Consider the following 22,510-nt stretch of genomic DNA (forward strand, 5'->3'; position numbering starts at 1 on the left):
TTGACGGGCGGTGAGATAAGCCACTCCTAAAGTGTTGGCCAATTCAGGAATACGGCGGCGCGGCGGGACGTGCGGCGCCGCCGCACTCCGCCGGGGGCGCGCCGAAGGCCGGGCCCCGGGAACGGGGTCCGGCCTTGGGTGTGCGCGAGGGCGCGGGGCGTCAGACGGTGACGCCGTGCGCGCGCAGGTAGGCGATCGGGTCCACGTCGGAGCCGTAGTCCGGCGTGGTGCGGATCTCGAAGTGCAGGTGCGGGCCGGTCACGTTGCCGGTGGCACCCGACAGGCCGACCTGCTGGCCGGCGGTGACGGTCTGGCCGGCGGAGACGGAGAGCGAGGACAGGTGGGCGTACTGGGCGTAGTAGCCGTCGGCGAGCTGGATGACGACCTGGTTGCCGTAGGCGCCGCCCCAGCCGGCGGAGACGACGGTGCCCGCGCCCACGGCCTTCAGGGAGGTGCCGGTCGGGACGACGAAGTCGGTGCCGGTGTGGTAGCCGCTGGACCACATGCTGCCGGTCTGGTGGTACGGCGTGCCGACGGTGCCGCCCGGTACGGGGGAGACGTAGCCGCCGGAGGTGCTCGCGGAGCCGGCGGACTCGGAGGCCGAGCCCTCCGCGGAGGAGGACTGCTCCGTCCGCGCGGACGGCTGCTGCGAGGCGGCGGCCTCGGGGGCGGACGCGGCCGGGGACGGCGCGGACCGCGAAGGCTCGGCGGCCTTCGCGGTACCGGCGGAACTCGCGGACTTCCCGGACGGCGTGGCGGCGCTCGCCTTACCGCCGATGGTCAGCTTCAGGCCGGGGTGGATGAGCGAGGGGTCGTCGCCGACGGCCTCGCGGTTGTCGGCGTAGAGCCGCTTCCAGCCGCCGATGACGTTCTGCTCCTCGGCGATCTTCGAGAGGTAGTCACCGCTCTTCACAGTGTACGTCCGCGCGTCCGGCTTCTTCTCGGCGCTCTTTTCGGCGGTGTTGTCCTGGGCCGCCGAAAGGGACTGGACGGCCTTTCCGGAAACCGGCTGCGCGGGAGCGGCGTGGGCGTTCGCGGCCCCCATGAGAGGCAGGGCGAGCGCCGCGCCACCGGTTCCGGCGATGGCGATGGTACGGGCGAAAAGCTGGGCCTTGGGCCGGCGGTGCTTACCCTTCGCGGGCATGACGAATTCCTCTCCGGCGCCTGCGAGGTGAGCTGTCGGGTGCGGGCTGGAGGTGCCCGGCCGCACCGGGTGCGGCTTTACCCCGAGCCGTTCCGGAGACCGGAACAGGCGGTGGTACCTGTGGGTCCCCCGCTCCTGCCGGGTACGGGTGGTGGGTGAGTGCGGCTCCGGTCGGCGGCAGGATTAGGCGTCCGTCCGGATCGGTGGTGAACGTAAGCGACCAAGACGCACAGGGACAAGCGAGAGGTTGCGGGAAAGGCGTTTCACTTGATCCTTTAAGGGAATGCACGGTCACTCTGCGTGGGATCCACGAGGACCGCATTTCGTGAACGCCCTTGAAAAGGGTGTGGATTACGTGAACATGACGGGCGACGCACGGTCACGGATATGACGCTCCTCACGCGCCGCAGCCCCAGGCCCTCTTATTCCGGAGCGAGTTGGAAGTAAGGCGCTAATTCGGGCAGACGGCTCAGATACGGCGCAGCCGGAGAACCGTCGCATCCAGGTCACCGCGCAGCCCGGTCTGCAGCCCGTGGTGCAACAGCACCGCACCCCGGTGCACTTCGCCCGTTTCGCGGCATTCGTACGATGCTGCCGGGTCGAGTCCGCGCAGCCTGAGCGCCGTGACGGGTTCGCCGTGGTGCTGCGCCTGGAGCCAGGCGAGGACGACGGCGTCGCCGCCGAGCACGTACTGCACGGCGCTCAGACCGCCTCGCGGGGGCCTGAGCCGGTAGAGGTCGCCGCGCTGCACCAGGGGCCGGATCTCCTTGTAGAGGGCCACCCAGTCCCGGGCCTCGGCGAGTTCCGGCCCGGTCCACCGGGTGAGGTCGCCGCCGATGCCGAGCACCCCGGCCATGGCACTGACGAACCGGAATCGCAGACTGCTGACACGGCCGTTGAGCTGCGCGTTCGGGCTGTCGGTGACCCAGGCCGCCATGACCCGGGCCGGGTGGATCTGGCTGAAGCCCGCCTGGATGGCGAGCCGGTCGAGCGGATCGGTGTTGTCCGAGGTCCACACCTGGTCGGTGCGGCCGAGCACCCCGAGATCGATCCGGCCGCCGCCGCCCGAGCACGACTCGAAGGCCACCCCCGGATGGGCCCGGCGCAGCCGGTCCAAGAGGTCGTACACGGCCCGCACATGACCCACCCACAGGCGCTGCGGATACCGGTCGCCGGGCCAGCCCGCGTCGGTGAAGCAGCGGTTGAAGTCCCACTTGACGTAGTCGATGGGCGCGCTGGAGAGGAGGGTGTCGAGCTGCTCCCAGAGGTGTTCCCGAACGTCCTCGCGGGCGAGGTTGAGAACGAGCTGATTACGGAACTCCGTCCGCTTTCGCCCCGCTTGGTACTGCACCCAGTCGGGGTGCGCCCGGTACAGGTCGCTGTCCGGGTTGACCATCTCCGGCTCGACCCAGATGCCGAACCGCATACCGAGGCCGTGCACGTACTCGGCGAGCGGTTTCAGGCCGTCGGGGAAGCGCTCCGCGCTGGGTGTCCAGTCCCCGAGGCCGGCCCGGTCGCCGGTGCGCGCCCCGAACCAGCCGTCGTCGACGACGAACAGCTCGACGCCCAGCTCGGCGGCGCGCCGCGCCAGCGCCCGCTGCTGCTCCTCGCAGATGTCGAATCCGGTCGCCTCCCAGGAGTTGAACAGCACGGGCCGGTCCCGGTCCGCGTCCGGGATGACGTACCGGCGCTGGTAGGCGTGCCAGGCGCGGCTCGCGCCGCCGAAGCCGCCGTCGCTCCACAGCCCGGCGAAGACGGGCGTGGTGAACGTCTCTCCCGGCTCCAGCCGCCACAGCCCCGAGTCGTCGTACCCGGCTCCGCCGGTGATCTGCACCCGCGCGTCGGGGAGCTGGGCCACGGAGATCCGCCAGGACCCCGACCAGCCCAGGGCGCAGCCGTAGACCTCGCCGCGCTCCTCGGTGGCGTCGGTGTCGAGCGCCACCCACGGCAGGTGCTGGTGCCCGGTGTGACCGCGACGGCTGCCGAGGACCTTCTCGCCGTAGGTGAGCGGAGCCCGCACCAGCCGCGACTCGGCGGCCCACCGGCCGTGCAGCTGGGACATCCGCCAGCCGTCGCGCTCGGGCAGGGTCCAGGTGGCGGAGTCGGCGCGCAGCACCTCCACGGCCGCCGGGCCCTCGTTGCGCAGGGTCGTCCAGCGCTCGACGACGCCGGTGTCCTCCCGCATCCGGTAGTGCAGGGTGACGGTGAAGCCCCCGTCCCGGAACCGCAGCCGCAGTTCCCCCTCCTCCCCCCGCTCGCAGCACTCGAAGGCCCACTCCGTCCCGCGCCGCTCCTCGGTCCGCACCGACAGGGCGGGCCGTACGAAGCGGGGGCCGCCCTCGACCGGGTACTCCTCGCGTCCGTCGAGCGCGGACTCGAAGGGCCAGTCCGCGGGCAGCGGCCGGGCGGCGAGTTCCACGGCGTCGGCGAGCGCGATCCGGGGGCCCCAGTGCAGGTGCAGGAGCTCGTCGCGTTCGGTCAGGTGCAGCGCGTAGGCGCCGGCCGGTCCCGAGAGGAGCCAGGTACGGCCGTCATCGGACATCTCCAGCATCAAGCCCCCCACAGATACGGACGCGAACGCGCAATTTCCCACATCATCAGGGGTGGTGCGCCCCGGTGGCAAGGGCGAACCTGGCGCCCCCCGCATGCCTGTGGACAACTCATTGCCCCAGGCAAGGGATGCCGTATCGTCGAGTGGGTGCGCGCGGGCGAGCAGCGCCGGCGGCACGGAGTGGGAGGAGCCCTCGTGACGCAGCAGGTCCCGTCGACCGAACCCGAACTGGCCGGAGTGCGCAACTTCCGTGACGTGGGCGGACTGCCGACGGTGGACGGGCGGCGGGTGCGGTTCGGGGTGCTCTTCCGCAGCGGCCACCTGGCGCACGCGACGGAGGACGACGCCGCGTTCCTCTCCTCCCTGGGCCTGCACACGATCTTCGACTTCCGCAACGCGGCCGACCAGAAGCTGGAAGGCCCGGACGTCGCGCTGCCCGGCGTGCGCAACGTGAACCTCCCGCTGTCCGATCCGGCCGACGGCGCCGAGTTCTGGAAGATGGTCCGCGACGGCGATCTGGACGAGCTGCGGGGCATCCTCGCGGACGGCAAGGGCGCGCAGCGGATGATCGACTCCTACCGCACGATCATCAAGGAGCGGACGGCGGAGCACTCCCGCGTGCTGCACGCCCTCGCCGAGGACAGCGTCCCCGCCCTGATGCACTGCGCGGCCGGCAAGGACCGCGCGGGCCTGTCGGTGGCGGTGACGCTGCTCGCCCTCGGCGTCGAGCGCGAGGCGATCGTGGCGGACTACCTGAAGTCGAACGCCAAGCACCGCCGCTACAAGGTGCGCCGCAGCAGCACCTCGGCCTCGGCGTACTCCCCGGAGGTCATGGAGCTGCTCAGCCCGCTGTTCGACGCGCGCGCCGAATACCTGTCGGCCGCCTTCGCGGCCATCGAGGAGACCTGGGGCGGCGTCGACACCTACCTGGAACGGGGGCTGGGGCTCACCCCGCAGACCCGCGAGCGGCTGCGCGAGCGGCTGCTCGACTGAGCCGGGGACGACAGACAGGCCTCAGGCGCCGACCTCGAACAGCAGGTAGACGAAGGCCGCGAAGACGTGCCCGACGGCGATGTAGACGATGAGCCGCACCCACAGGGCGCGCGGGAACTTCTCTTCCATGTCTCTCATGGCGTCTCTCCGTGGTTGGGGCCCAGGCACAGCGCGGCCGTGGGGCTTTGCAGCAGGGTGTGGACGAAGAGCAGCTCGACCCCGTCGGGGTCCTGGGCGGCGATGCGGTGCGGGGTCAGCGAGTCGAAGTGCGCGCTGTCGCCGGGGGCCAGCCGGTGCGTGGCGTCCCCGAGACGCAGCCGCAGCCGCCCGCTGAGCACGTAGAGCCACTCCTCGCCGGGGTGCACGCGCACGATGTCGCCCTGGGACCCGTGGGGTACGTGGACCCGCAGGGCCTGCATGCCGCGGCCGGCCGCACCCGCCTGCCAGTACGTCCAGCCGCCCGCGGCCGTCGGCTCCATGTCGGCGGCGCGGACGACCGCGTCCCGGTCCGCGGCCGCCTCGCCGAGCAGCTCGGAGACGGTGGTGGCGTAGATCCGGGCGAGGGCGAGCAGCATCGGCAGGGACGGCTGGCGCTGCCCGGTCTCCAGACGGGACAGGTGCGCGGGTGACAGTCCGGCGGCGCGGGCGGCGGCCTCCAGGGTGAGGCCGGCGCGCCGCCGCAGGGCACGCAGCCGGGGCGCGACGACGGCCACCGGCTCGCCGGGGCCGGGCGGCCCGGACTCGGGAAGACTCATGGCTCCATTGAGCCGCAGTCTTGCCTGAGCGGCAATTTTCTTGCCTGTGAGGCAAAACAGGAACCTCCCGGGGCGGGCCCCGTGTCTCACCGGCGAGAGGTCCCCGGAAGGGCCCGCGCCCGTGACGGGCGCGGTCTCCTCAGCGGTTGGCCATCGCCTGTCTGACCAGCGTCTTGCCGAAGTCCCACAGCAGACCGCCGCCCTCGTGCGCGTCGTCCATGACGGCGGTGAAGGCGTCGACGAACCGGTCCACCTCCCGCTCACCGATGATCAGCGGCGGGATCAGTTTGATCACCTCCAGGTGGTCGCCGGAGACCTGGGTGAGGATACGGTGCCGTTGCAGCAGCGGCACGACCACCATCTGCGCGAACAGCCCCTTGCGGGCGGCCTGCAACATGGTCCACCGGCTGCGCAGCTTCAGCGACCTCGGCCTGCCGAACTCGATGCCGATCATCAGGCCCCGGCCGCGGACCTCGGCGAGCAGTTCGTACTTGTCGACCAGGGCCGCGAGGCGGGACTTCAGCGACTCCCCGGTGGCGGCGGCGTTCGCGACGATCCGGTCATTCTCCATGACGGACAGCACGGCGAGCCCGGCCGCCATGGCCTGCGCGTTGGCCCCGAAGCTCGCCGAGTGGACCAGCACCCGGTCCATCGACGAGTACACCTTCTTGAAGATCCAGTCCTTGCCGACCGTGGCCCCCACCGGGACATAGCCGCCCGACAGCGCCTTGGCCACGCACACCAGGTCCGGCTCCACACCCTCCTCGTGCTGGTGGGCGTAGAAGCGGCCGGTACGGCCCAGGCCCGTCTGCACCTCGTCGGCGATGAGCAGCGCCTTGTGCCGGTGCAGCAGCTCCTGCGCGGCCCGCAGATAGCCGGGCGGGGACTCGTGCACGCCCTTGCCCTGCACCGGTTCCACGATCAGCGCGGCGACGTCGCCCCTGTTCACCTCTCTTTCCAGCGCGTCCAGATCGCCGAGCGGGACGGCCGTGTCGGGCAGCAGCGGGGCGAAGCCGTCGCGGAATCCGGCCTCGCCGTTGACGGACAGGGACCCGGTCGTCAGGCCGTGGAAGGCGTGCTCGCAGTAGAGGATCCGCGGTTTCCCGGTCGCGTACCGGGCGAACTTCAGCGCGCTCTCGACGGCCTCGGTACCGCTGTTGCCGAAGAACACGCGGTCCAGGTGCGGGCTGTAGGACAGGAGCCGCTCGGCCAGCAGTCCGGGCAGCGGCTGGCAGTCGAAGCGGGTGAGGTCGGCCAGCGAAGCGTCCAGGACGTCGTGCAGCGCCTTGCGGACGACGGGGTGGTGGCGGCCCAGGCCCATCACGCCGAACCCGGCGAGCATGTCGAGGTAGTCGTGGCCCTCCGCGTCCCAGAAGTACGCGCCCTCGGCCCGTTCGTAGACCTTGTCGAAGCCGATGGTGTGCAGCATGCGCGGGAGCTGGTGATTGAGGTACTTGGCGTGCAGCTCGTAGCGTTCGGCTCCGCGCTCGGCCAGGAGCGCGCCGAGGTCGAACTCCGTGGTCATTCAGTCTTCTCCTCGAACGGGCGGGACGGTGCGGTGGTCTGGTGCCTGCCGCTCGGTGGCGGCCAGGCCGGCGCCGATCCGCCCGGCGATCTCGACCGGCGTGAGACCGATGTCGGCGAGCACCTCGGCGCGCTTGGCGTGCGCCGGGAACTGCTCCGGGACGCCGAAGCGCCGTACCGGCACGTCGACGTCGGCGTCGCCCAGTGCCAGGGCCACCGCGGAGCCGACACCGGCCGCGCGGCTGTTGTCCTCGACGACGGCGACCAGCCGGTGCCGGGCGGCCAGGGACGGCAGCGCCGGGTCGACGGGCTTGACCCAGCGGGGGTCGACGACGGTGCACCCGATGCCGCGGGCCTCCAGCAGCTCGGCGGCGCTCAGGCAGACCGGCGCCATCACCCCGACGGCCACGAGCAGCACCTCGGGGCGGTCCGCCGCGTGCAGGACGTCCATCCCGCCGACCCGGTCCACCGCCCCGATCGCCGGGCCGGCGGTCTCCTTCGGGAAGCGCAGCAGCGTCGGCGCGTCGTCGACGGCGACGGCCTCGCGGAGCTGGGCGCGCAGCTGACCGGCGTCGCGGGGCGCGGCGATGCGCAGTCCGGGGACGGCCTGGAGGACGGACAGGTCCCACACGCCGTTGTGCGAGGGGCCGTCGGCGCCGGTGACGCCGGCCCGGTCCAGGACGAAGGTCACGCCGCAGCGGTGCAGCGCCACGTCCATCAGGAGCTGGTCGAAGGCGCGGTTGAGGAAGGTGGCGTAGACGGCGACGACGGGGTGCAGTCCGCCGGTCGCCAGCCCGGCCGCGGAGACGGCCGCGTGCTGCTCGGCGATGCCGACGTCCCAGATCCGGTCGGGGAACCGCTCGGCGAAGGCGCCGAGCCCGACCGGGCGCAGCATGGCCGCCGTGATGGCCACCACGTCCTCGCGTTCCTCGCCGATCCGCACCATCTCCTCGCCGAACACCGAGGTCCACGACGGCCCGCCGGCGGGGGCGAGCGGCTCGCAGGTACGCGGGTCCATCACGCCGACGGTGTGGAAGTGGTCCTCCTCGTGGGCGAGGGCGGGTTCGTAGCCGCGGCCCTTCTCCGTGAGGCAGTGGACCAGCACCGGCCCGTGGAAGCGCCGCGCGCGCCGCAGCGCCGCCTCGACGGCACCGATGTCGTGCCCGTCGACGGGGCCGACGTACTTCAGGCCCAGGTCCTCGAACAGGCCCTGCGGGGCGAATGCCTCCTTGAGCCCCCTCTTCGCGCCGTGCGGGGCCTCGTGGACGGTGGTGCCGACCACGGGGGCGCGCCGCGGTACGTCCTTGCCCCAGGCCAGCACCTTCTCGTAGCCGTCGGCGGTGCGCAGGGCCGCCAGGTGGTGGGCGAGACCGCCGACGGTCGGCGCGTAGGAGCGTTCGTTGTCGTTGACGACGATGATCAGCGGCCGGTCCCTGGCCGCCGCGATGTTGTTCAGCGCCTCCCAGGCCATGCCGCCGGTGAGCGCGCCGTCGCCGATGACGGCGACGACGTGCCCGCCCTCCCCCCGCACCGCGCGGGCCTTGGCGAGGCCGTCGGCCCAGCCCAGCGAGGTGGAGGCGTGGCTGTTCTCGATGACGTCGTGCTCGGACTCCTCCCGCGACGGGTAGCCGGACAGCCCGCCCTTGCCGCGCAGCTTGGAGAAGTCCTGGCGTCCGGTCAGCAGTTTGTGGACATAGCTCTGGTGCCCGGTGTCCCACAGGATGCGGTCGGCCGGCGAGGTGAAGACCCGGTGGAGCGCGATGGTGAGCTCCACCACTCCCAGGTTGGGTCCGAGGTGACCGCCGGTCCGGGCGACCGCGCGCACCAGGAAGTCGCGTATCTCGCCGGACAGTTCCCCGAGCTCCGCCTCGGTCAGCGCCTTCAGGTCACGTGGTCCCCGGATGGTCTCCAGAATGGTCACCTTCGGCCCCCTTCGGTCCGTGCTTCCCACTCACGTGACGGCCGGCTCCCCCGGCGCGGCGCCGTCCCGCTCCGTCCGCTCGGCGATCCTCGCCACCGCCTCGCCGCGCCTCGGCGATCTCCTCGCGCGGGGACGGTCCCGGCGGCTCGCCGCCGGCGGGGATCCGGCCCCCGCCGTCGCCGCGGGCCGCCCCGGGCCGGCCGCGCGGACAGGGGCACCCGGGGCGCCGCCGCGGCCGCCGCCGGCCCGGCATGGCCCGGGGACGGCGGCCGCGGCGTCAGTCCCGGTTCCCGGAGACGGTCTCGCGCAGGGCGCGCAGGGACTCCTTCAGGGAGCCGGTGGTGGCCAGGACGGCGGTGGGCTCGTAGCCGCAGTGCGCCATGCAGTTGGCGCAGCGCGGGTCCTTGCCGCGGCCGTACTGGTCCCAGTCGGTCTTCTCGATCAGTTCCCGGTAGGTGGGCACGTATCCGTCGCTCATCAGGTAGCAGGGGCGCTGCCAGCCGAAGAGGGAGTAGTTGGGGATCGCCCACGCCGTGCAGGGGAAGTCGACCTTGCCCTCCAGGAAGTCCAGGAACAGCGGCGAGTGGTTCAGCCGCCAGCGGCGCCGGTTGCCGCCCGAGAACGCCTTCCTGAACAGCTCGCGGGTCTGCTCCACGCCGAGGAAGTGCTCCTGGTCGGGGGCCTTCTCGTAGGCGTAGGCGGGCGAGATCATCATCTCGTCGACCTTGAGGTCGTCGTTGAGGTAGTCGAGCACCTCGATGACGGTCTGCGGGGTGTCGGTGTTGAAGAAGGTCGAATTGGTGGTGACCCGGAAGCCGCGCCGCTTGGCCTCCTTGATCGCCGCCACGGCCTCGTCGAACACGCCCTCTTTCGCCACGGACGCGTCGTGCCGCTCGCGCAGTCCGTCGATGTGCACCGCGAAAGCGAAGTAGGGAGAGGGCTTGAACTTGTCCATTTTCTTGCGCAGCAGCATGGCGTTGGTGCACAGGAAGACGTATTTGCGTTTGGCCACCAGCTGGCGCACGATCTCGTCGATCTGCGGGTGCATCAGGGGCTCGCCGCCGGCGATGGACACCATCGGCGCGCCCGATTCCAGTACGGCCCCCACGGCCTGGGCGACGGGCATGCGCTGCTTGAGGACCCCGGCCGGGTGCTGGATCTTGCCGCAGCCCTCGCACTTGAGATTGCACGCGAAAAGCGGTTCCAGCTCGACGATGAGCGGAAACTTGTCCCGCCGGCGGAGTTTTTGTTCAGCCAAGTATGTAGCGACCTTGATGGACTGACGCAGCGGCATGGCCATCGGGCTCACCTCCTGGGGAGCAACACATTGCGGTGCCATTCGAAGAAAGCAGGCAGTACGGAACGAAGGACGCGGAAAGCCGATATTCCACCGCGCACCGTGCCGATCCGGACCAGTTCGTGTTCTGGAGCGTCCACGACCACCCGGACGGCCGCAACCGGACGCTCACCCGTCCGCACGGCGCTCAGCAGAGTGGCCGCCGACTCCATGTCGGCGGCGATGGCGCCGGTGGCGTGCAGGCCGGACCGCTCCGAGCCGCGGATCACGTGGTCGGAGCCGACGAGCGGCCCGGTGTGGACGGTCCGCCCGGGCAGGATGCGCCCGAGCTCCTTGACAAGCGGCTCGGTCCCGGCGCACGGCACGCTGCCGCGCGGGTCCCGGGTCTCCTCGGCGACGACGAGGTCCCCGGGGTGCATGCCGGAGGCCAGCCCGGCACAGAAACCGGTGGCCAGGACGGCGGCACCGGCGAGCGCCGGGTCGGCCAGGACCCGCGTGACGGAGCGCTCGGCCGCCACCGGTCCCATGCCCGTGCGCAGGACGGTGACGGGCCCGCCGGCGCCGCCGCGGTCGCCGGCGCGCAGCGCGAGGTGCTCGATGCCGAGCGCGCAGGCGACCAGCAGCGGTGCCGGAGCGGGCGGGACGCTCATCAGCTCCCCTTCGCCTCGGCGAGCGGCCGGTCCGCGGCGGTCCGGGACAGGACGGCGGGTTCTCCGTTCACGTACCGGCCGAGCGCGGTGAGCGGGAAGACCTGCCGGTAGAGGTGGTAGTTGATGGAGAAGTCCCAGGGGAAGCCGGTGCCGGTGAAGTACGGCTCGTCCCAGGAGCCGTCTTCCCGCTGGGTGGTGGCGAGCCACTCGATGCCGCGCTCGACGGCCCTGGAGTCCCGCTCCCCCGCCGCGAGCAGGGCCATCAGCGCCCAGGCCGTCTGGGAGGCGGTGGAGGCGCCCCGGCCGCTCCACTTCCCGGCGTCCCGGTAGGACCGCAGGTCCTCGCCCCAGCCGCCGTCGTCGTTCTGGACCGACTCCAGCCAGGCGACCGCCCGGCGGATCGCCGGGTGGGAGCCGGGCAGGCCGGCCGCGACCAGGGCGGGGACGACCGATCCGGTGCCGTAGACGTAGTTGACGCCCCAGCGCCCGAACCACGAGCCGTCCGGCTCCTGTTCGGCCAGCAGCCACTCGATGCCCCGCCGGGTGCGCGGGTCGTGGGCGAGGCCCTCGACGGCGAGCATCTCCACGACGTGCGCGGTGACGTCCGCGGACGGCGGGTCGATGACCTCGCCGAAGTCGCAGAACGGCAGCCGGTTGGGGAAGGGGCTGGTGTTGTCGACGTCGAAGGCGCCCCAGGCCCCGTTCTTCGACTGCATGCCGAGGTTCCAGCGCACCCCGCGCCCGATGGCCTTCTCCACCCGCTCCGGGTCGTGGTGCTTGACGCGGCGCAGCGCGAGGACCACCTCGGCGGTGTCGTCGATGTCGGGGTAGTTGTCGTTGTGGAACTCGAACGCCCAGCCGCCGGGCGGGAGTCCGGGCCTGCGCACCGACCAGTCGCCGGGGCGCACCACCTGCTCGCCGAGCATCCAGTCTGCGGCCTTCACCAGCTGCGGGTGGTCGGCGGGCAGACCGGCGTCGGCCAGGGCGATGGTGGCCAGGCAGGTGTCCCACACCGGGGACTGGCAGGCTTCGATCATGCGGGCGCCGTCCTCGCGCCGGACGGCGAACCGGTCCAGCGACTCCAGGCCCGCCCGCATCACCGGGTGCTGGAGGTCGTAGCCCAGCAGGTACAGCGCGATGATGGAGTACACGGCCGGCGGCTGGATGCCGCCCCAGCAGCCGTCGTTCTCCTGCCGCTCGATGATCCAGCGCGCGGCGGTGTTCATGGCGGCCCTGCGCAGCCGGCGGGGGGCCACCTTGCGGAAGGCGTGCAGCGCCTTGTCGATCCGCTGGAAGGCGCCGTCCCAGCTCGCCGCCGGGGCGAGGGGCGTGGGCGGGTTCGGGCGGGCCGGGTCGGTGTGCAGCTCGTCGAGGGGGAACGGCGCGGGCCGCACCGGCCGCTTCGCCGAGACGATCGTCAGCGGCACGATGGTCTGCCGGGCCCAGCAGCCGAAGTCGTAGATGTTGAGCGGCAGCCAGGTGGGGAAGTAGACGATCTCCGGCGGGAGTTCGGGCAGGTCCTCCCACTTCCACCAGCCGAACAGGGCGAGCCAGATACGGGTGAAGACGCGGGAGGCGGCGATGCCGCCCTGCTCGCGGATCCAGGCGGAGGCCCTCGCCATATGGGGGTCGTCGGGCGCGTCGCCGGCCAGGCGGAGGGCGACGTAGGCCTCGATGGTGGCGGACAGGTCGCCGGGGCCGCCGTGGAACGTGGCCCAGGTGCCGTCCTCGCGCTGCTCGCCGCGGACGAAGAGGGCGGCGGCGCGGGTGGTGTCCTCGTCGAGGATGCCGAGGAACTGGCGGAGCATCAGGTCCTCGGCGTCCATGGTGACGTTGGTCTGGAGGTCGCCCTTCCACCAGCCTTCGGCGTCCTGCCGGGCGAGCAGGAAGTCGGTGGCGCGCCGCATGGCGCGGGCGGCGGCTTCCTGTACCCCGGCCGCCGCGGGGGTGACGCTGTCGGTTTCGCTGGCCGCGGCAGCGCGGGGCGGCAGGGTGGCCCCGGTGCTTCCGTCGGTCGTCGCTGTCATGGCTTCCCCTTCGTGCAGTGTGCTGATGCGTCTGCTGTGGGTCCGCCGTCGGCCGGTGACGTCCGGTCGCGCCACCGGCCGGCGACTACGCGAGGCGTATTCGGCCGATAGTGATCATCTCTTTCGTACGACGACGAAGTCGGCGAGCGCCGTGAAGCGGGCCCGCACGGGGTCGGGCATGTCGACGGCGTCGAGGGCTTCGATGGCGATGGTGTGCTGGCGACGTGCCTCTTCGGCGGTCCAGTCCCGGCCGCCCGCCTCCTCGATCAGGGCGGCGCGGGCCGCGAACTCCTCCTCGGAGAAGTTCGCGAAGTCGCTGCTCTTGGCGTCGGCGGCGAGGATCTCGCCGAGCCGCTCGGAGGCGGCACCGCCCGCCGCGAGCGCGGCGACGACCGGCAGCGACTTCTTGCGCTGGCGCAGGTCGCTCCAGGTCTGCTTGCCGGTGGCCTCCGGGTCGCCCCAGATGCCGAGGAGGTCGTCGATGGCCTGGAAGGCCAGGCCCAGGTGGTAGCCGTACCGCTCCAGCGCGTCGGCGGTGGCGTCGCCGGCGCCGCCGAGGACCGCGCCGATGGAACTCGCGCAGGCCAGCAGGGCACCGGTCTTGTTGCCCTCCATCTCCAGGCACTCCTCGACGCTGACGCGGTCGCGGTGCTCGTAGGAGATGTCCTGCGCCTGGCCGTCGATCAGGGCGCGGGAGGCGGCGGTGAGCCGGCGGGCGGCCCGGCCCGCCTCCACGGTCCCGAGTTCGAGCAGGACCTCGCCCGCGAGGGCGAAGAGGGCGTCGCCGACCAGGATGGCCTGGGCCGGGCCGTGGATCTTCCAGACCGTGTCGCGGTGGCGGCGCTGCTCGTCGCCGTCCATCAGGTCGTCGTGGAGCAGCGAGAAGTTGTGGACCAGCTCCACGGCGACGGCGCCGGGGACGCCGACCTCGGGCGCGGCCCCGGTGACCTCGGCGGAGAGCACCGCGAGGGCGGGACGGACGGCCTTGCCGCCGTCGCCGTCCGCCGGGTTGCCCTGGGCGTCGATCCAGCCGAAGTGGTAGGCGGCGACGGTGTCCATGGGAGGCGCCAGGCGGTCGACGGCCGCCCGCAGTACCGGTGTGGCCAAGGTCCGGCCGCGCTCCAGGAGCGCGGTCACGTCCACCGCGTCAGCCGTCGGGGCCGGGGGCACAGTGGGCACAGTTTCTCCTCTGCTTGCGGTACCGCGAGTGCGGCGGTCGGTGGCGCATGGACCGGTCTTCACGCCGCCTCCTCGAAGAAGTCGGGGAGGCGGTCGCGGGACCGGCCCAGGGCGCCGAGCGCGGCGCCCGCCGCGCCGACGCCGCTGCGGACCGCACTCTCCATCGTCGCGGGCCACCCGGTGGCGGTCCACGCCCCGGCCAGGTACAGGCCGGGTGCCTTGGTGCGGGCGCCGGGCCTGAGGCGTCCGACGCCGGGGGCGGGAGCGAAGGTCGCGGTGCGCTCCCTGGTCACGAAGAAGTCCCTCACCTCGGCGCCGCGCGCGCGGGGCAGCAGCCGCTCCAGCTCGGGCAGGTACCGCTCGCGCAGCGCGGCCACGGGCGCGTCGATCTCGTCCTGCGCGGCCGACTGGGAGACCGCCAGGTACTGGCCCCGCGTCAGCCCGGACGCCTCGGTCCGGTCGAACACCCATTGCAGGGGCGTGCCGAGGGCCGTGAGGAACGGCACGCCCAGGACCTTGCGGTCGTAGACGACGTGGACGTTGAGGATGGGCGCGGTGCCGATCTCCAGCAGCCTTTCGGGGGCGTCCAGCGCGCCCTCGGGAAGCAGGCCGTGCGCCTCGCGCTGCGGTACGGCGAGCACGACGGCGTCCGCCTCCAGCGTCTCGCCGGGGACACACACGCGCCAGCCGCCGCCGGCGTCGGCGGATACGGCGGTGACGCGGGTACGGACCTCGGTGCGGACGCCCGCTGAGTCGAGGGCCTTGCGGGCCAGCCGGTCGTGCAGGTCGCCCAGCGGGACGCGGGCCCAGCCGATGTCGGCCGCGCCCGGGTCGGACAGCAGGCCGGTCTTGAAGACCATCGCGGCAAGGGCGAGGGAGGCGTCGCCCGCGACCGCGTTGAGGGTGGCGACCCCGACCAGGTCCCACAGGGCCTCGACGGCACGCGGCGACTGGCCGTGCGCGGCCAGCCAGCCGCCGAAGTCCTGGGTGTCCAGCTCGGGATCGGCGAGGTCCAGGCTCTTGAGCGCGAGCGCGGCCCGGCCCACCCTGACGCGGTCGGCGAGCGAGAGGTGCGGATACGTGGCGAGGCTGCGCCCCAGGTGCAGGGGGACGGGCAGCGCGTCGCGCCGCAGTCTGCCCAGCCGCCGCCCCGCCGGGCGGTCCAGGTCGACGACGGGCACGTCGAGGCGGTCCTGCAAAGGCGCCAGCGCCGCCCCCTCGACACGGTCGAGGAACCACCGGTAGGCGGTGCAGCAGCGCAGATACACGTGCTGGCCGTTGTCGACGGTCAGGCCGCCGCGCCGGAAGGAGAAGGCGAGCCCGCCCAGCCGCGGCCGGCCTTCGAGCAGGGTGACGCGCACTCCGGCGTCGGCGAGGGTGAGCGCCGCCGTGACGCCGGCCAGGCCGCCGCCGACCACGACGGCGTGCCGCGCGGAGCGGGCCCCGGCGTCCGCGAGGGGCCCCTTCGGCGCCGCGTCGTTGCCGTGGGTCATGGTGCGTCCTCTCCTGTGCGGTGGCCGTGCGGTGCGAACGGCGCACGACCGACCGTCTCAGTCAGGGACGCGGCGCGCCACCGGTGGGTTGTCCGCCGGGGGTCACCGAGCGCCTCCGTTCGCACCGGTGTGCCCATCAGGCGCGCCTCCTGACGGTCTTCCGGGTCACGTGCCGGGCGTCCAGGCCGGACAGGCCGCGCACGGCGACGTACGCCTTCTCGCGCCCCGGGAGGGAGACCCGGCCCCGCAGCACGGCCTCCGGGTCGCGCTCGATGCGCTCCAGCAGGCGGCGGTAGATGCCGGCCATGGCCGCGACGCAGGCCCCGCTGCGGCGGTCGAGCAGGGGCAGCAGCCGGTAGCCCTCGGCGAAAAGGGCGCGGGCCCGTCGCACCTCGAAGTGGACCAGGCCCGCGAAGTCGGAGCCCTCCGGTGGTGCCGGCCCGTCGAAGCCGGCCGCACACCCGAACTTGGCGAGGTCGTCGGCGGGCAGGTAGACGCGTCCGCCCTCGGCGTCCTCGCGGACGTCCCGCAGGATGTTGGTGAGTTGGAGCGCGAGCCCGAGCGTGTCGGCGTACTCCGGCGCGCGCTCGGCACCGCGCGCTCCCGGTTCCGTGCCGAACACACCGAGGGAGAGCCGCCCGATGGCGCCGGCCACACAGCGGCAGTAGACCTTCAGGTCCTCCCAGGTCTCGTAGGTCTCGCCGCGGACGTCCATCAGGACACCGTCGATCAGCTCGTCCAGGCCGCCGAGCGGGATCGGGAACTGTCCGGCGGCGTGGGCGAGGGCGACCGCCACCGGGTCGGTGTCGTCCGGTGTGACCGCGCCCTCGCGGATGCGGGTGAGCAGCGCCCGGGTCTCCTCCAGTCTGGCGGCCTTCACCTCGTCCGTGAGCGCGCCGTCGCCGATGTCGTCGACGCGGCGCGAGAACGCGTACAGCGCCGACATCGCGCGGCGCTTGGACGTGGGCAGCAGCCTGATCCCGTAGGCGAAGTTACGGGCCTGCTGCCCGGTGACGGTCTCGCAGTAGCGGTAGGCGGCGAGTACCGGTGCGGACACGTGCGGTGCCGACTCCACGGTCCGGATCACCTCTCTCCTCGCAGGGTCAGGCCCACCTCGCGCAGCAACGGGAGCTTGCCGGGCCTGGGCGGGCCGGACAGTACGTCGTAGTCGGCGGCGGCGATCGCCCGGAGGGCCGCCCTGCCCCCCGCCACGAACCCTGCGAGCAGCAGCCTCAGCCTGCCGTGGACGCTACCCACCAGGGGGGCGCCTTCATTCAGCAGGTCGCGGGCGCGTTGCGCCTCGTAGGCGACCAGCGCGCGCACCGACGCCCCGGCGGTGGGCGCGGCGAGATCCGCCTCCCGGACGTGGAAGCGCCTCATGTCCTCGGCGGGCAGGTAGACGCGGTCGCGGGCGAGGTCCTCGGCCACGTCCTGGAGGTGCTCGATGATCTGGAGCGCCGTGCAGACGGTGTCGGAGCGGCGGATGCGCTCGGGCGTCGCGGTACCGGTGACGGCGAGGACCAGGCGGCCGACCGGGTTGGCCGACAGCTCGCAGTAGGCGAGGAGGTCGCCGTACGTCTCGTACCGCCCGACCAGCTGGTCCTGGCGGTTGGCGGCGATCAGGCCGAGGAAGGGCTCGGGCGTCAGCGAGCGGCGGCGGACGGTGGGCTGGAGCCGGCGCAGCAGGGGGTGGCGCGGCGTGGAGTCGAAGACGCGGCGCAGGTCGGCCTCGAAGGCGTCCAGCAGGACCTGCCGGTCCTCGGCCCGCGCCCCGGGCACGCCGAGGAGGCGGGCGTCGGCACCGCCGGGGGCCAGGTCGCCGTCGCCGATGTCGTCGACGAGGCGCGCGAAGCCGTACACGGCCATCAGGTCGTCGCGCCAGGCCCGGGGCAGGAAGAAGGGAGCCACGGGGAAGTTCTCGGCCGCGGCCTTGTCGAGGGTGGCGCGCACCGGGTCGGCGGCGCGCGCCGTGCCGGTGGCCGTCACCGCCGGCTGCCCGGGGCGGGGACGGCACATGCGTCGCGGAGCCGGGGAGTTTCCGTAACCATTGCCGTCACATCTCCCGTTCTACACTGCCGACCCAATACACACTATTTCGGACACGCCGCCAGGCTGCCCGCGCGGCGGCCCCACCCAGGAGCGTCGGGCCTTATCGCCCCACTTGCCGCCTTTCGGGACCGGTACAGCTTACGTTGCACGGCTCACCGGACCGCGCCCGGGTGTCCCGCGCACCACAACGACACCACGAGAACACACCGGACAGCCCCAAGATTCCTGTTCCGGTGGGGAGTTGACGTTTCTTTTGCAGTCGCGGGGCCCCGCCGGAGGAGTTCCGGCGGGGCCCCGGCGGCGCGGCCGGCTCCCCGGGGGAGCCGGGGCGGCTACTTGCCCGTGAACTTCTCGTACTCCTTGAGCACCTCGTCGGTCGGGCCGTCCATCCGCAGCTCGCCGCGCTCCAGCCACAGGACGCGGTTGCAGGTGTCGCGGATCGACTTGTTGTTGTGGCTGACCAGGAACACCGTGCCCGCCTCCTTGCGCAGCTCCCGGATGCGTTCCTCGGAGCGCTTCTGGAAGGCGCGGTCACCGGTGGCCAGGGCCTCGTCGATCATAAGGACGTCGTGGTCCTTGGCGGCGGCGATGGAGAAACGGAGCCGGGCCGCCATGCCGGAGGAGTACGTCCGCATCGGCAGGGTGATGAAGTCGCCCTTGTCGTTGATGCCGGAGAAGTCGACGATGTCCTGGTAACGGGCCTTGATCTCCTCGCGGGACATGCCCATGGCCAGACCGCCGAGGATGACGTTGCGCTCGCCGGTCAGGTCGTTCATCAGGGCCGCGTTCACGCCGAGCAGGGAGGGCTGGCCGTCGGTGTAGACCTTGCCCTTCTCGGCGGGCAGCAGGCCGGCGATGGCCCGCAGCAGGGTCGACTTGCCGGATCCGTTGGAGCCGATCAGGCCGATGGCCTCGCCCCGGTAGGCGACGAAGGAGACGCCGCGCACGGCGTGCACCTTGCGCACGCCCCGGGCCGTGTCGTCGGAGCCGCGCCGCAGGATGCGGCTGAGGGCGGCGGTCGCGCTGCCCTTGCCGGTCCGGGCACCGTTGACGCGGTAGACGATGTGCAGGTCGTCCGCGATGACGGTGGGAACGCGCTCGCCGGTGTTCGGGTCAGCCACGGCCGTACCTCTCCTCCGCCTTCCAGAAGTACACGAAACCGCCGACGGCGAGCAGCACGGCCCAGCCGCACGCGACCGCCCAGACGTGGTCGGGGAGGTTCTCGGAGCCGTAGCCGTCGATGAGGGCGAAGCGCATCAGGTCCATGTAGACCGCGGCCGGGTTCCACTGCAGGACGGTGGAGATCCAGCCCGGGTGGTCGGCGAGGAAGACCGGGATGGAGAACATCACCCCGGACGCGTACATCCACGTGCGCATGATGAACGGCATCAGCTGCGCCAGGTCCGGCGTCTTGGCGCCCGCCCGGGCCATGGCCAGTGCCAGGCCGGTGTTGAACAGGAACTGGAGGGCCAGCGCCGGCACGATCAGCAGCCAGGACGGCCTCGGGTAGCTGCCGAACCCGATCACCACGGCGAACAGCACGATCATCGAGAACAGCAACTGCTGGAGCTGCTGGAGCGCGAAGGAGATCGGCAGCGAGGCCCGCGGGAAGTGCAGCGCGCGCACCAGGCCCAGGTTGCCGGAGATCGCCCGCACGCCCGCCATCACCGAGCTCTGCGTGAAGGTGAACAGGAACACGCCCGTGACCAGGAAGGGGACGTACACCTCGCGGGACATGCCCCGGTCGGCCTCCAGGATCAGGCCGAAGATGGAGAAGTACACCGCGGCGTTCAGCAGCGGGGTGGCCACCTGCCACAGCTGGCCCAGCTTGGCCTGGCTGTACTGGGCGGTCAGCTTGGCCTGGGAGAAGGCGACGATGAAGTGGCGCCGCCCCCAGAGCTGGCGGACGTACTCGCCGAGGGGCGGCCGGGCCCCGCTCACGGTCAGCCCGTGGCGGGCGGCGAGCTGCGCCGCCGTGAGGCCCTCGTCGGGCGACGCCGGCGTGGCGGTCACCGCGACCGTGCCGTCGTGCGTTGTCTCACTCACTAGTGGAAACTTTCGTCTTCAGGATGCGCAGCCTGTTGCGGGCCTGGCATGAGCCTGCGTCCGGGACCGGCCCGGTTGCTCGGATACGAGCTTGTCAGATGACAGGAGGACGGCCCAGCCGGGTCAGCCGCCACACCGTACGCCACTTCATGGGCCGGCGTGGCCCGCAGGGGCTGGTCCAGCCCTCCCGGAACCCGCCGAACCACGCTTTCAGGGCGGGCAGCGAGGGGCGGCGCAGCAAGGTGAGCAGCATCCAGACGCCGAGGTAGACCGGGACCAGCGCGAGGGGCAGGTTGCGGCGGGCCAGCCAGACCCGGTTGCGGGCCACCATGCGGTGGTACACCGCGTGCCGGGACGGCGCGGTCGTCGGGTGGTACAGCACCATGTCGGACCGGTAGTCGATCATCCAGCCCGCGTCCAGGGCCCGCCAGGCCAGGTCGGTCTCCTCGTGGGCGTAGAAGAACTCGTCCGGCAGCCCGCCGACGTCGGCGAAGACCCGGGTCCGTACGGCGTTGGCACCGCCGAGGAAGGTGGTCACCCGCGAGGAGCGCATCGGGTCGGAGGCGCGCAGCCTGGGCACGTGGCGGCGCTGGGTGGCGCCGGTGTCCGGGTCCGCGATGCGGAAGCTGATGATGCCGAGCTCCGGGTCCTCGGCGAAGGCCCGGCGGCACAGCTCGGCGGTGTCGGTGCGCGCCAGCAGCCCGTCGTCGTCGAGGAAGAGCAGGATGTCCACGTCCCGGCCGCCGGGCCCGAACGCCTCGATGCCGACGTTGCGGCCGCCGGGGATGCCGAGGTTCTCGGGCAGCTCCACCGTGCGGACGCCCTCGGGGACGTCGGGTACGGGCGAGCCGTTGCCGACGACCACGACCTCGACCGGGTCGCCGTCCTGCCGGGCGACCGAGTCGAGCAGCGCGCGCAGCTCGTCGGGGCGGTTGCCCATGGTGATGACGACGGCGCCGACCTTCACGCCGCTCACCGCAGCCTGCTGGAGGCCAGGACGGACACCAGGTGCAGCAGGGTCTGCAGCAGCGCGATGCCGGCGAGCACGGCGGTGCCGAGCCGGGTGAAGAACAGGTCGCCGCGTGCCTGGTCCACGATCGCGAGGACCAGGATCAGCAGGGACGCCTCGATGCCGAGGATCAGCCGGTGGAACTTGAGCGCGGCGGCGGCCCGGCGGGCCAGGGCCATGCCGGAGGAGCGCGGCTCGGACGCGGCTTCCTTGACCGGGGGCAGCCCGGCCTGGTGGCGGGCGACGCCGACGAGGTCGGTCTCCGCCTTGATCAGGATGGCGCCGAGGGCGGCGAGGGTGCCGAGGAAGGCCCACAGCCAGTCGATCCGGCCGGTACCCCACAGGTCGGCGGCGCGCAGGCCGAGCCCGACCAGGACGGCGGCGTCGGTGAGGTAGGCGCCGACCCGGTCGAGGTAGACCCCGCCGAGGGAGTACTGCTTCTTCCAGCGCGCGATCTCGCCGTCGACGCAGTCCAGCAGCAGGTACAGCTGGACCGCCACCACGCCGAGCACGGCGCCCGTGATCCCCGGCACCAGCAGGGCCGGGGCCGCCAGGACGCCGCAGACGGTCATCAGGTACGTGAGCTGGTTCGGTGTGATCCTGGTGTTCACCAGGTAGCGGTCGACCCGCAGCGACACCTCGCGCATGTAGAGGCGTCCCGCCCAGTGCTCACCGCTGCGCCGGTCCTTGACCCCTTCGGGGTGGACGACCGGGCGTAGTTCAGCTACCGATGGCCTTGACATAGTCGGCGTAGGTGTCCTTGATCTGTTCGGTTTTCAGGTCGAGGTGTTCGAGGATCGTGTAGCGGCCGGGCCGGGTCTCCGGGGCGAACTCCACGACGCGGACGAACTCCTCCGGGGTGAAGCCGATCTCTGCGGGCAGCACCGGCAGCCCGTGCCGGCGCAGCACCTCGGCCATGTACGCCGACTCCTCGTGCGCCCCGCGCAGGTACATCGCGAAGGCCGCACCGATCCCGACCTGCTCGCCGTGGCTGGCGGCCCGCTTGGGGAAGAGCAGGTCGAAGGCGTGGTTGATCTCGTGGCAGGCACCGGAGGAGGGCCGCGAGTCGCCGGAGACGGACATGGCGATGCCGCTGAGCACCAGCGCCTCGGCGAGCACCTGGAGGAAGTCGTTGTCGCCGATGCCGCCGGGGTGGCGCAGCACGGCCTCGCCGGCCTGGCGGGCCATGGCGGCGGCCAGGCCGTCGATCCGCTCGCCCTTGACGCGGTTGGCCAGCTCCCAGTCCGCGATCGCGGAGATGTTGGAGATGGCGTCGCCGATGCCGGACCGCACGAAACGGACGGGGGCGTCGCGGATGATGTCCAGGTCGATGACGACCGCGATCGGGTTCGGCACGCCGTAGGAGCCGCGGCCGGCGTCGTTGTCGAGGGTGGCGACCGGGGAGCACAGGCCGTCGTGGGAGAGGTTGGTGGCCACGGCGACCAGTGGCAGGCCGACGCGCGCCGCGGCGAACTTGGCGCAGTCGATGACCTTGCCGCCGCCGAGCCCGACGACCGCGTCGTAGCGGCCGGACTTCATGGCGTCGGCCAGCCGGATCGCGTCGTCGAGGGTGCCGCCGCCGACCTCGTACCAGGTGGCGTCGGGCAGCGACGGGGAGATCCGCTCGCGCAGCTTGGCGCCGGAGCCGCCGCTGACGGCGACGGCGAGCCGTCCGGAGTGCGAGATGCGTTCGTCGGCGAGCACGCAGCCGAGGTCGTCGAGGGCGCCCGGGCGGATGTCGACGACGACCGGCGACGGGATGAGCCGGGTCAGTACTGGCACGCGATCTCCCTGCCCTTGGCGAGGTCGTCGTGGTTGTCGATCTCGACCCACTTCACGTCGCCGATCGGCGCCACGTCGACGGTGAAGCCG

The 22,510-nt window shown here is 72.4% G+C and carries 20 protein-coding genes, 1 pseudogene and 1 riboswitch; of the genes and pseudogenes, 1 reads left to right on the plus strand and 20 read right to left on the minus strand.

Annotated features, from left to right (window positions below; translation table 11 throughout):
• Window positions 1-160 precede the first annotated feature (160 nt).
• Complete coding sequence (locus AB0L74_RS32425; protein WP_365660419.1) at window positions 161-1,144, minus strand: LysM peptidoglycan-binding domain-containing M23 family metallopeptidase; 984 nt, start codon at window positions 1,142-1,144, stop codon at window positions 161-163.
• 4 nt (window positions 1,145-1,148) lie between these two features.
• Window positions 1,149-1,305: riboswitch (cyclic di-AMP (ydaO/yuaA leader) on the minus strand.
• Between the two features lie 308 nt (window positions 1,306-1,613).
• Window positions 1,614-3,695, minus strand: coding sequence for an alpha-galactosidase (locus tag AB0L74_RS32430; protein WP_365660422.1), 2,082 nt, complete (start codon window positions 3,693-3,695; stop codon window positions 1,614-1,616).
• A 195-nt stretch (window positions 3,696-3,890) separates the two neighbouring features.
• On the opposite strand from AB0L74_RS32430, the gene AB0L74_RS32435 reads away from it, so the two are divergent.
• Window positions 3,891-4,688, plus strand: a complete 798-nt coding sequence (locus tag AB0L74_RS32435; protein WP_365660425.1) for a tyrosine-protein phosphatase — start codon at window positions 3,891-3,893, stop codon at window positions 4,686-4,688.
• A gap of 21 nt (window positions 4,689-4,709) precedes the next feature.
• Here the strand turns inward: AB0L74_RS32435 and AB0L74_RS32440 are convergent, their stop codons facing one another.
• The 18 genes and pseudogenes from AB0L74_RS32440 to AB0L74_RS32525 all read right to left on the minus strand — a co-directional run.
• Entirely contained in the window at window positions 4,710-4,826 is a 117-nt protein-coding gene (locus AB0L74_RS32440) for a DUF6126 family protein (RefSeq protein WP_365660427.1), read from the minus strand.
• Entirely contained in the window at window positions 4,823-5,443 is a 621-nt protein-coding gene (locus AB0L74_RS32445; protein WP_365660430.1) for an XRE family transcriptional regulator, read from the minus strand. Before AB0L74_RS32445 ends, AB0L74_RS32440 begins: the two co-directional genes overlap by 4 nt.
• Before the next feature lie 139 nt (window positions 5,444-5,582).
• Window positions 5,583-6,968, minus strand: coding sequence for an aspartate aminotransferase family protein (locus AB0L74_RS32450; protein WP_365660433.1), 1,386 nt, complete (start codon window positions 6,966-6,968; stop codon window positions 5,583-5,585).
• Window positions 6,969-8,888: a 1-deoxy-D-xylulose-5-phosphate synthase gene (gene dxs / locus AB0L74_RS32455; RefSeq protein ID WP_365660435.1), complete on the minus strand. Its 1,920-nt coding sequence runs from the start codon at window positions 8,886-8,888 to the stop codon at window positions 6,969-6,971.
• A gap of 277 nt (window positions 8,889-9,165) precedes the next feature.
• The gene (gene hpnH, locus AB0L74_RS32460) at window positions 9,166-10,188 is read right to left on the minus strand and encodes an adenosyl-hopene transferase HpnH (protein ID WP_365660438.1); all 1,023 of its coding nucleotides are present in this window, start codon (window positions 10,186-10,188) and stop codon (window positions 9,166-9,168) included.
• Between the two features lie 5 nt (window positions 10,189-10,193).
• Window positions 10,194-10,835 carry a 1-hydroxy-2-methyl-2-butenyl 4-diphosphate reductase gene (locus AB0L74_RS32465; protein ID WP_365660441.1) on the minus strand — a complete coding sequence of 214 codons (642 nt, stop codon included), beginning with the start codon at window positions 10,833-10,835 and terminating at the stop codon, window positions 10,194-10,196.
• Window positions 10,835-12,862 carry a squalene--hopene cyclase gene (gene shc / locus AB0L74_RS32470; protein ID WP_365660444.1) on the minus strand — a complete coding sequence of 676 codons (2,028 nt, stop codon included), beginning with the start codon at window positions 12,860-12,862 and terminating at the stop codon, window positions 10,835-10,837. Before shc ends, AB0L74_RS32465 begins: the two co-directional genes overlap by 1 nt.
• A 114-nt stretch (window positions 12,863-12,976) precedes the next feature.
• On the minus strand, window positions 12,977-14,032 hold the full coding sequence (locus tag AB0L74_RS32475) for a polyprenyl synthetase family protein (RefSeq protein ID WP_365660473.1): 1,056 nt from the start codon (window positions 14,030-14,032) through the stop codon (window positions 12,977-12,979).
• Between the two features lie 68 nt (window positions 14,033-14,100).
• Window positions 14,101-15,534, minus strand: a complete 1,434-nt coding sequence (gene hpnE, locus AB0L74_RS32480; RefSeq protein WP_365660447.1) for a hydroxysqualene dehydroxylase HpnE — start codon at window positions 15,532-15,534, stop codon at window positions 14,101-14,103.
• Window positions 15,531-15,671, minus strand: a complete 141-nt coding sequence (locus AB0L74_RS32485; protein ID WP_365660450.1) for a DUF6380 family protein — start codon at window positions 15,669-15,671, stop codon at window positions 15,531-15,533. Before AB0L74_RS32485 ends, hpnE begins: the two co-directional genes overlap by 4 nt.
• Window positions 15,671-16,621, minus strand: coding sequence for a presqualene diphosphate synthase HpnD (gene hpnD / locus AB0L74_RS32490; RefSeq protein WP_365660453.1), 951 nt, complete (start codon window positions 16,619-16,621; stop codon window positions 15,671-15,673). The genes AB0L74_RS32485 and hpnD overlap by 1 nt, the downstream gene beginning before the upstream one ends.
• Window positions 16,618-17,520 (minus strand): squalene synthase HpnC, encoded by a 903-nt coding sequence (gene hpnC, locus AB0L74_RS32495; RefSeq protein ID WP_365660456.1) that lies wholly within the window; start codon window positions 17,518-17,520, stop codon window positions 16,618-16,620. The genes hpnD and hpnC overlap by 4 nt, the downstream gene beginning before the upstream one ends.
• A 395-nt stretch (window positions 17,521-17,915) precedes the next feature.
• Window positions 17,916-18,704 (minus strand): ABC transporter ATP-binding protein, encoded by a 789-nt coding sequence (locus AB0L74_RS32500; RefSeq protein WP_365660459.1) that lies wholly within the window; start codon window positions 18,702-18,704, stop codon window positions 17,916-17,918.
• The gene (locus tag AB0L74_RS32505) at window positions 18,697-19,629 is read right to left on the minus strand and encodes an ABC transporter permease (protein WP_365660462.1); all 933 of its coding nucleotides are present in this window, start codon (window positions 19,627-19,629) and stop codon (window positions 18,697-18,699) included. The genes AB0L74_RS32500 and AB0L74_RS32505 overlap by 8 nt, the downstream gene beginning before the upstream one ends.
• Before the next feature lie 94 nt (window positions 19,630-19,723).
• Window positions 19,724-20,596 carry a glycosyltransferase gene (locus AB0L74_RS32510; protein ID WP_365660476.1) on the minus strand — a complete coding sequence of 291 codons (873 nt, stop codon included), beginning with the start codon at window positions 20,594-20,596 and terminating at the stop codon, window positions 19,724-19,726.
• A 5-nt stretch (window positions 20,597-20,601) separates the two neighbouring features.
• Complete coding sequence (locus tag AB0L74_RS32515) at window positions 20,602-21,381, minus strand: CDP-alcohol phosphatidyltransferase family protein (protein WP_365660464.1); 780 nt, start codon at window positions 21,379-21,381, stop codon at window positions 20,602-20,604.
• Window positions 21,359-22,420, minus strand: a complete 1,062-nt coding sequence (locus AB0L74_RS32520; RefSeq protein ID WP_365660467.1) for an iron-containing alcohol dehydrogenase family protein — start codon at window positions 22,418-22,420, stop codon at window positions 21,359-21,361. The genes AB0L74_RS32515 and AB0L74_RS32520 overlap by 23 nt, the downstream gene beginning before the upstream one ends.
• A pseudogene (locus tag AB0L74_RS32525) lies at window positions 22,408-22,510 on the minus strand (phosphocholine cytidylyltransferase family protein); the annotation flags it as partial. The gene AB0L74_RS32520 and the pseudogene AB0L74_RS32525, both read right to left, overlap by 13 nt.

Origin of the sequence: Streptomyces sp. NPDC052020, assembly GCF_040680575.1 — a bacterium.
GTDB lineage: Bacteria > Actinomycetota > Actinomycetes > Streptomycetales > Streptomycetaceae > Streptomyces.

Excerpts from the sequence above, each read along its gene's own strand:
- AB0L74_RS32425 (WP_365660419.1), bottom strand. The coding sequence starts at position 1,144 with ATGCCCGCGAAGGGTAAGCACCGCCGGCCCAAGGCCCAGCTTTTCGCC.
- AB0L74_RS32430 (WP_365660422.1), bottom strand. The coding sequence starts at position 3,695 with ATGCTGGAGATGTCCGATGACGGCCGTACCTGGCTCCTCTCGGGACCG.
- AB0L74_RS32440 (WP_365660427.1), bottom strand. The coding sequence starts at position 4,826 with ATGAGAGACATGGAAGAGAAGTTCCCGCGCGCCCTGTGGGTGCGGCTC.
- AB0L74_RS32445 (WP_365660430.1), bottom strand. The coding sequence starts at position 5,443 with ATGAGTCTTCCCGAGTCCGGGCCGCCCGGCCCCGGCGAGCCGGTGGCC.
- AB0L74_RS32450 (WP_365660433.1), bottom strand. The coding sequence starts at position 6,968 with ATGACCACGGAGTTCGACCTCGGCGCGCTCCTGGCCGAGCGCGGAGCC.
- hpnH (WP_365660438.1), bottom strand. The coding sequence starts at position 10,188 with ATGGCCATGCCGCTGCGTCAGTCCATCAAGGTCGCTACATACTTGGCT.
- AB0L74_RS32465 (WP_365660441.1), bottom strand. The coding sequence starts at position 10,835 with ATGAGCGTCCCGCCCGCTCCGGCACCGCTGCTGGTCGCCTGCGCGCTC.
- shc (WP_365660444.1), bottom strand. The coding sequence starts at position 12,862 with ATGACAGCGACGACCGACGGAAGCACCGGGGCCACCCTGCCGCCCCGC.
- hpnE (WP_365660447.1), bottom strand. The coding sequence starts at position 15,534 with ATGACCCACGGCAACGACGCGGCGCCGAAGGGGCCCCTCGCGGACGCC.
- AB0L74_RS32485 (WP_365660450.1), bottom strand. The coding sequence starts at position 15,671 with ATGGGCACACCGGTGCGAACGGAGGCGCTCGGTGACCCCCGGCGGACA.
- AB0L74_RS32515 (WP_365660464.1), bottom strand. The coding sequence starts at position 21,381 with ATGTCAAGGCCATCGGTAGCTGAACTACGCCCGGTCGTCCACCCCGAA.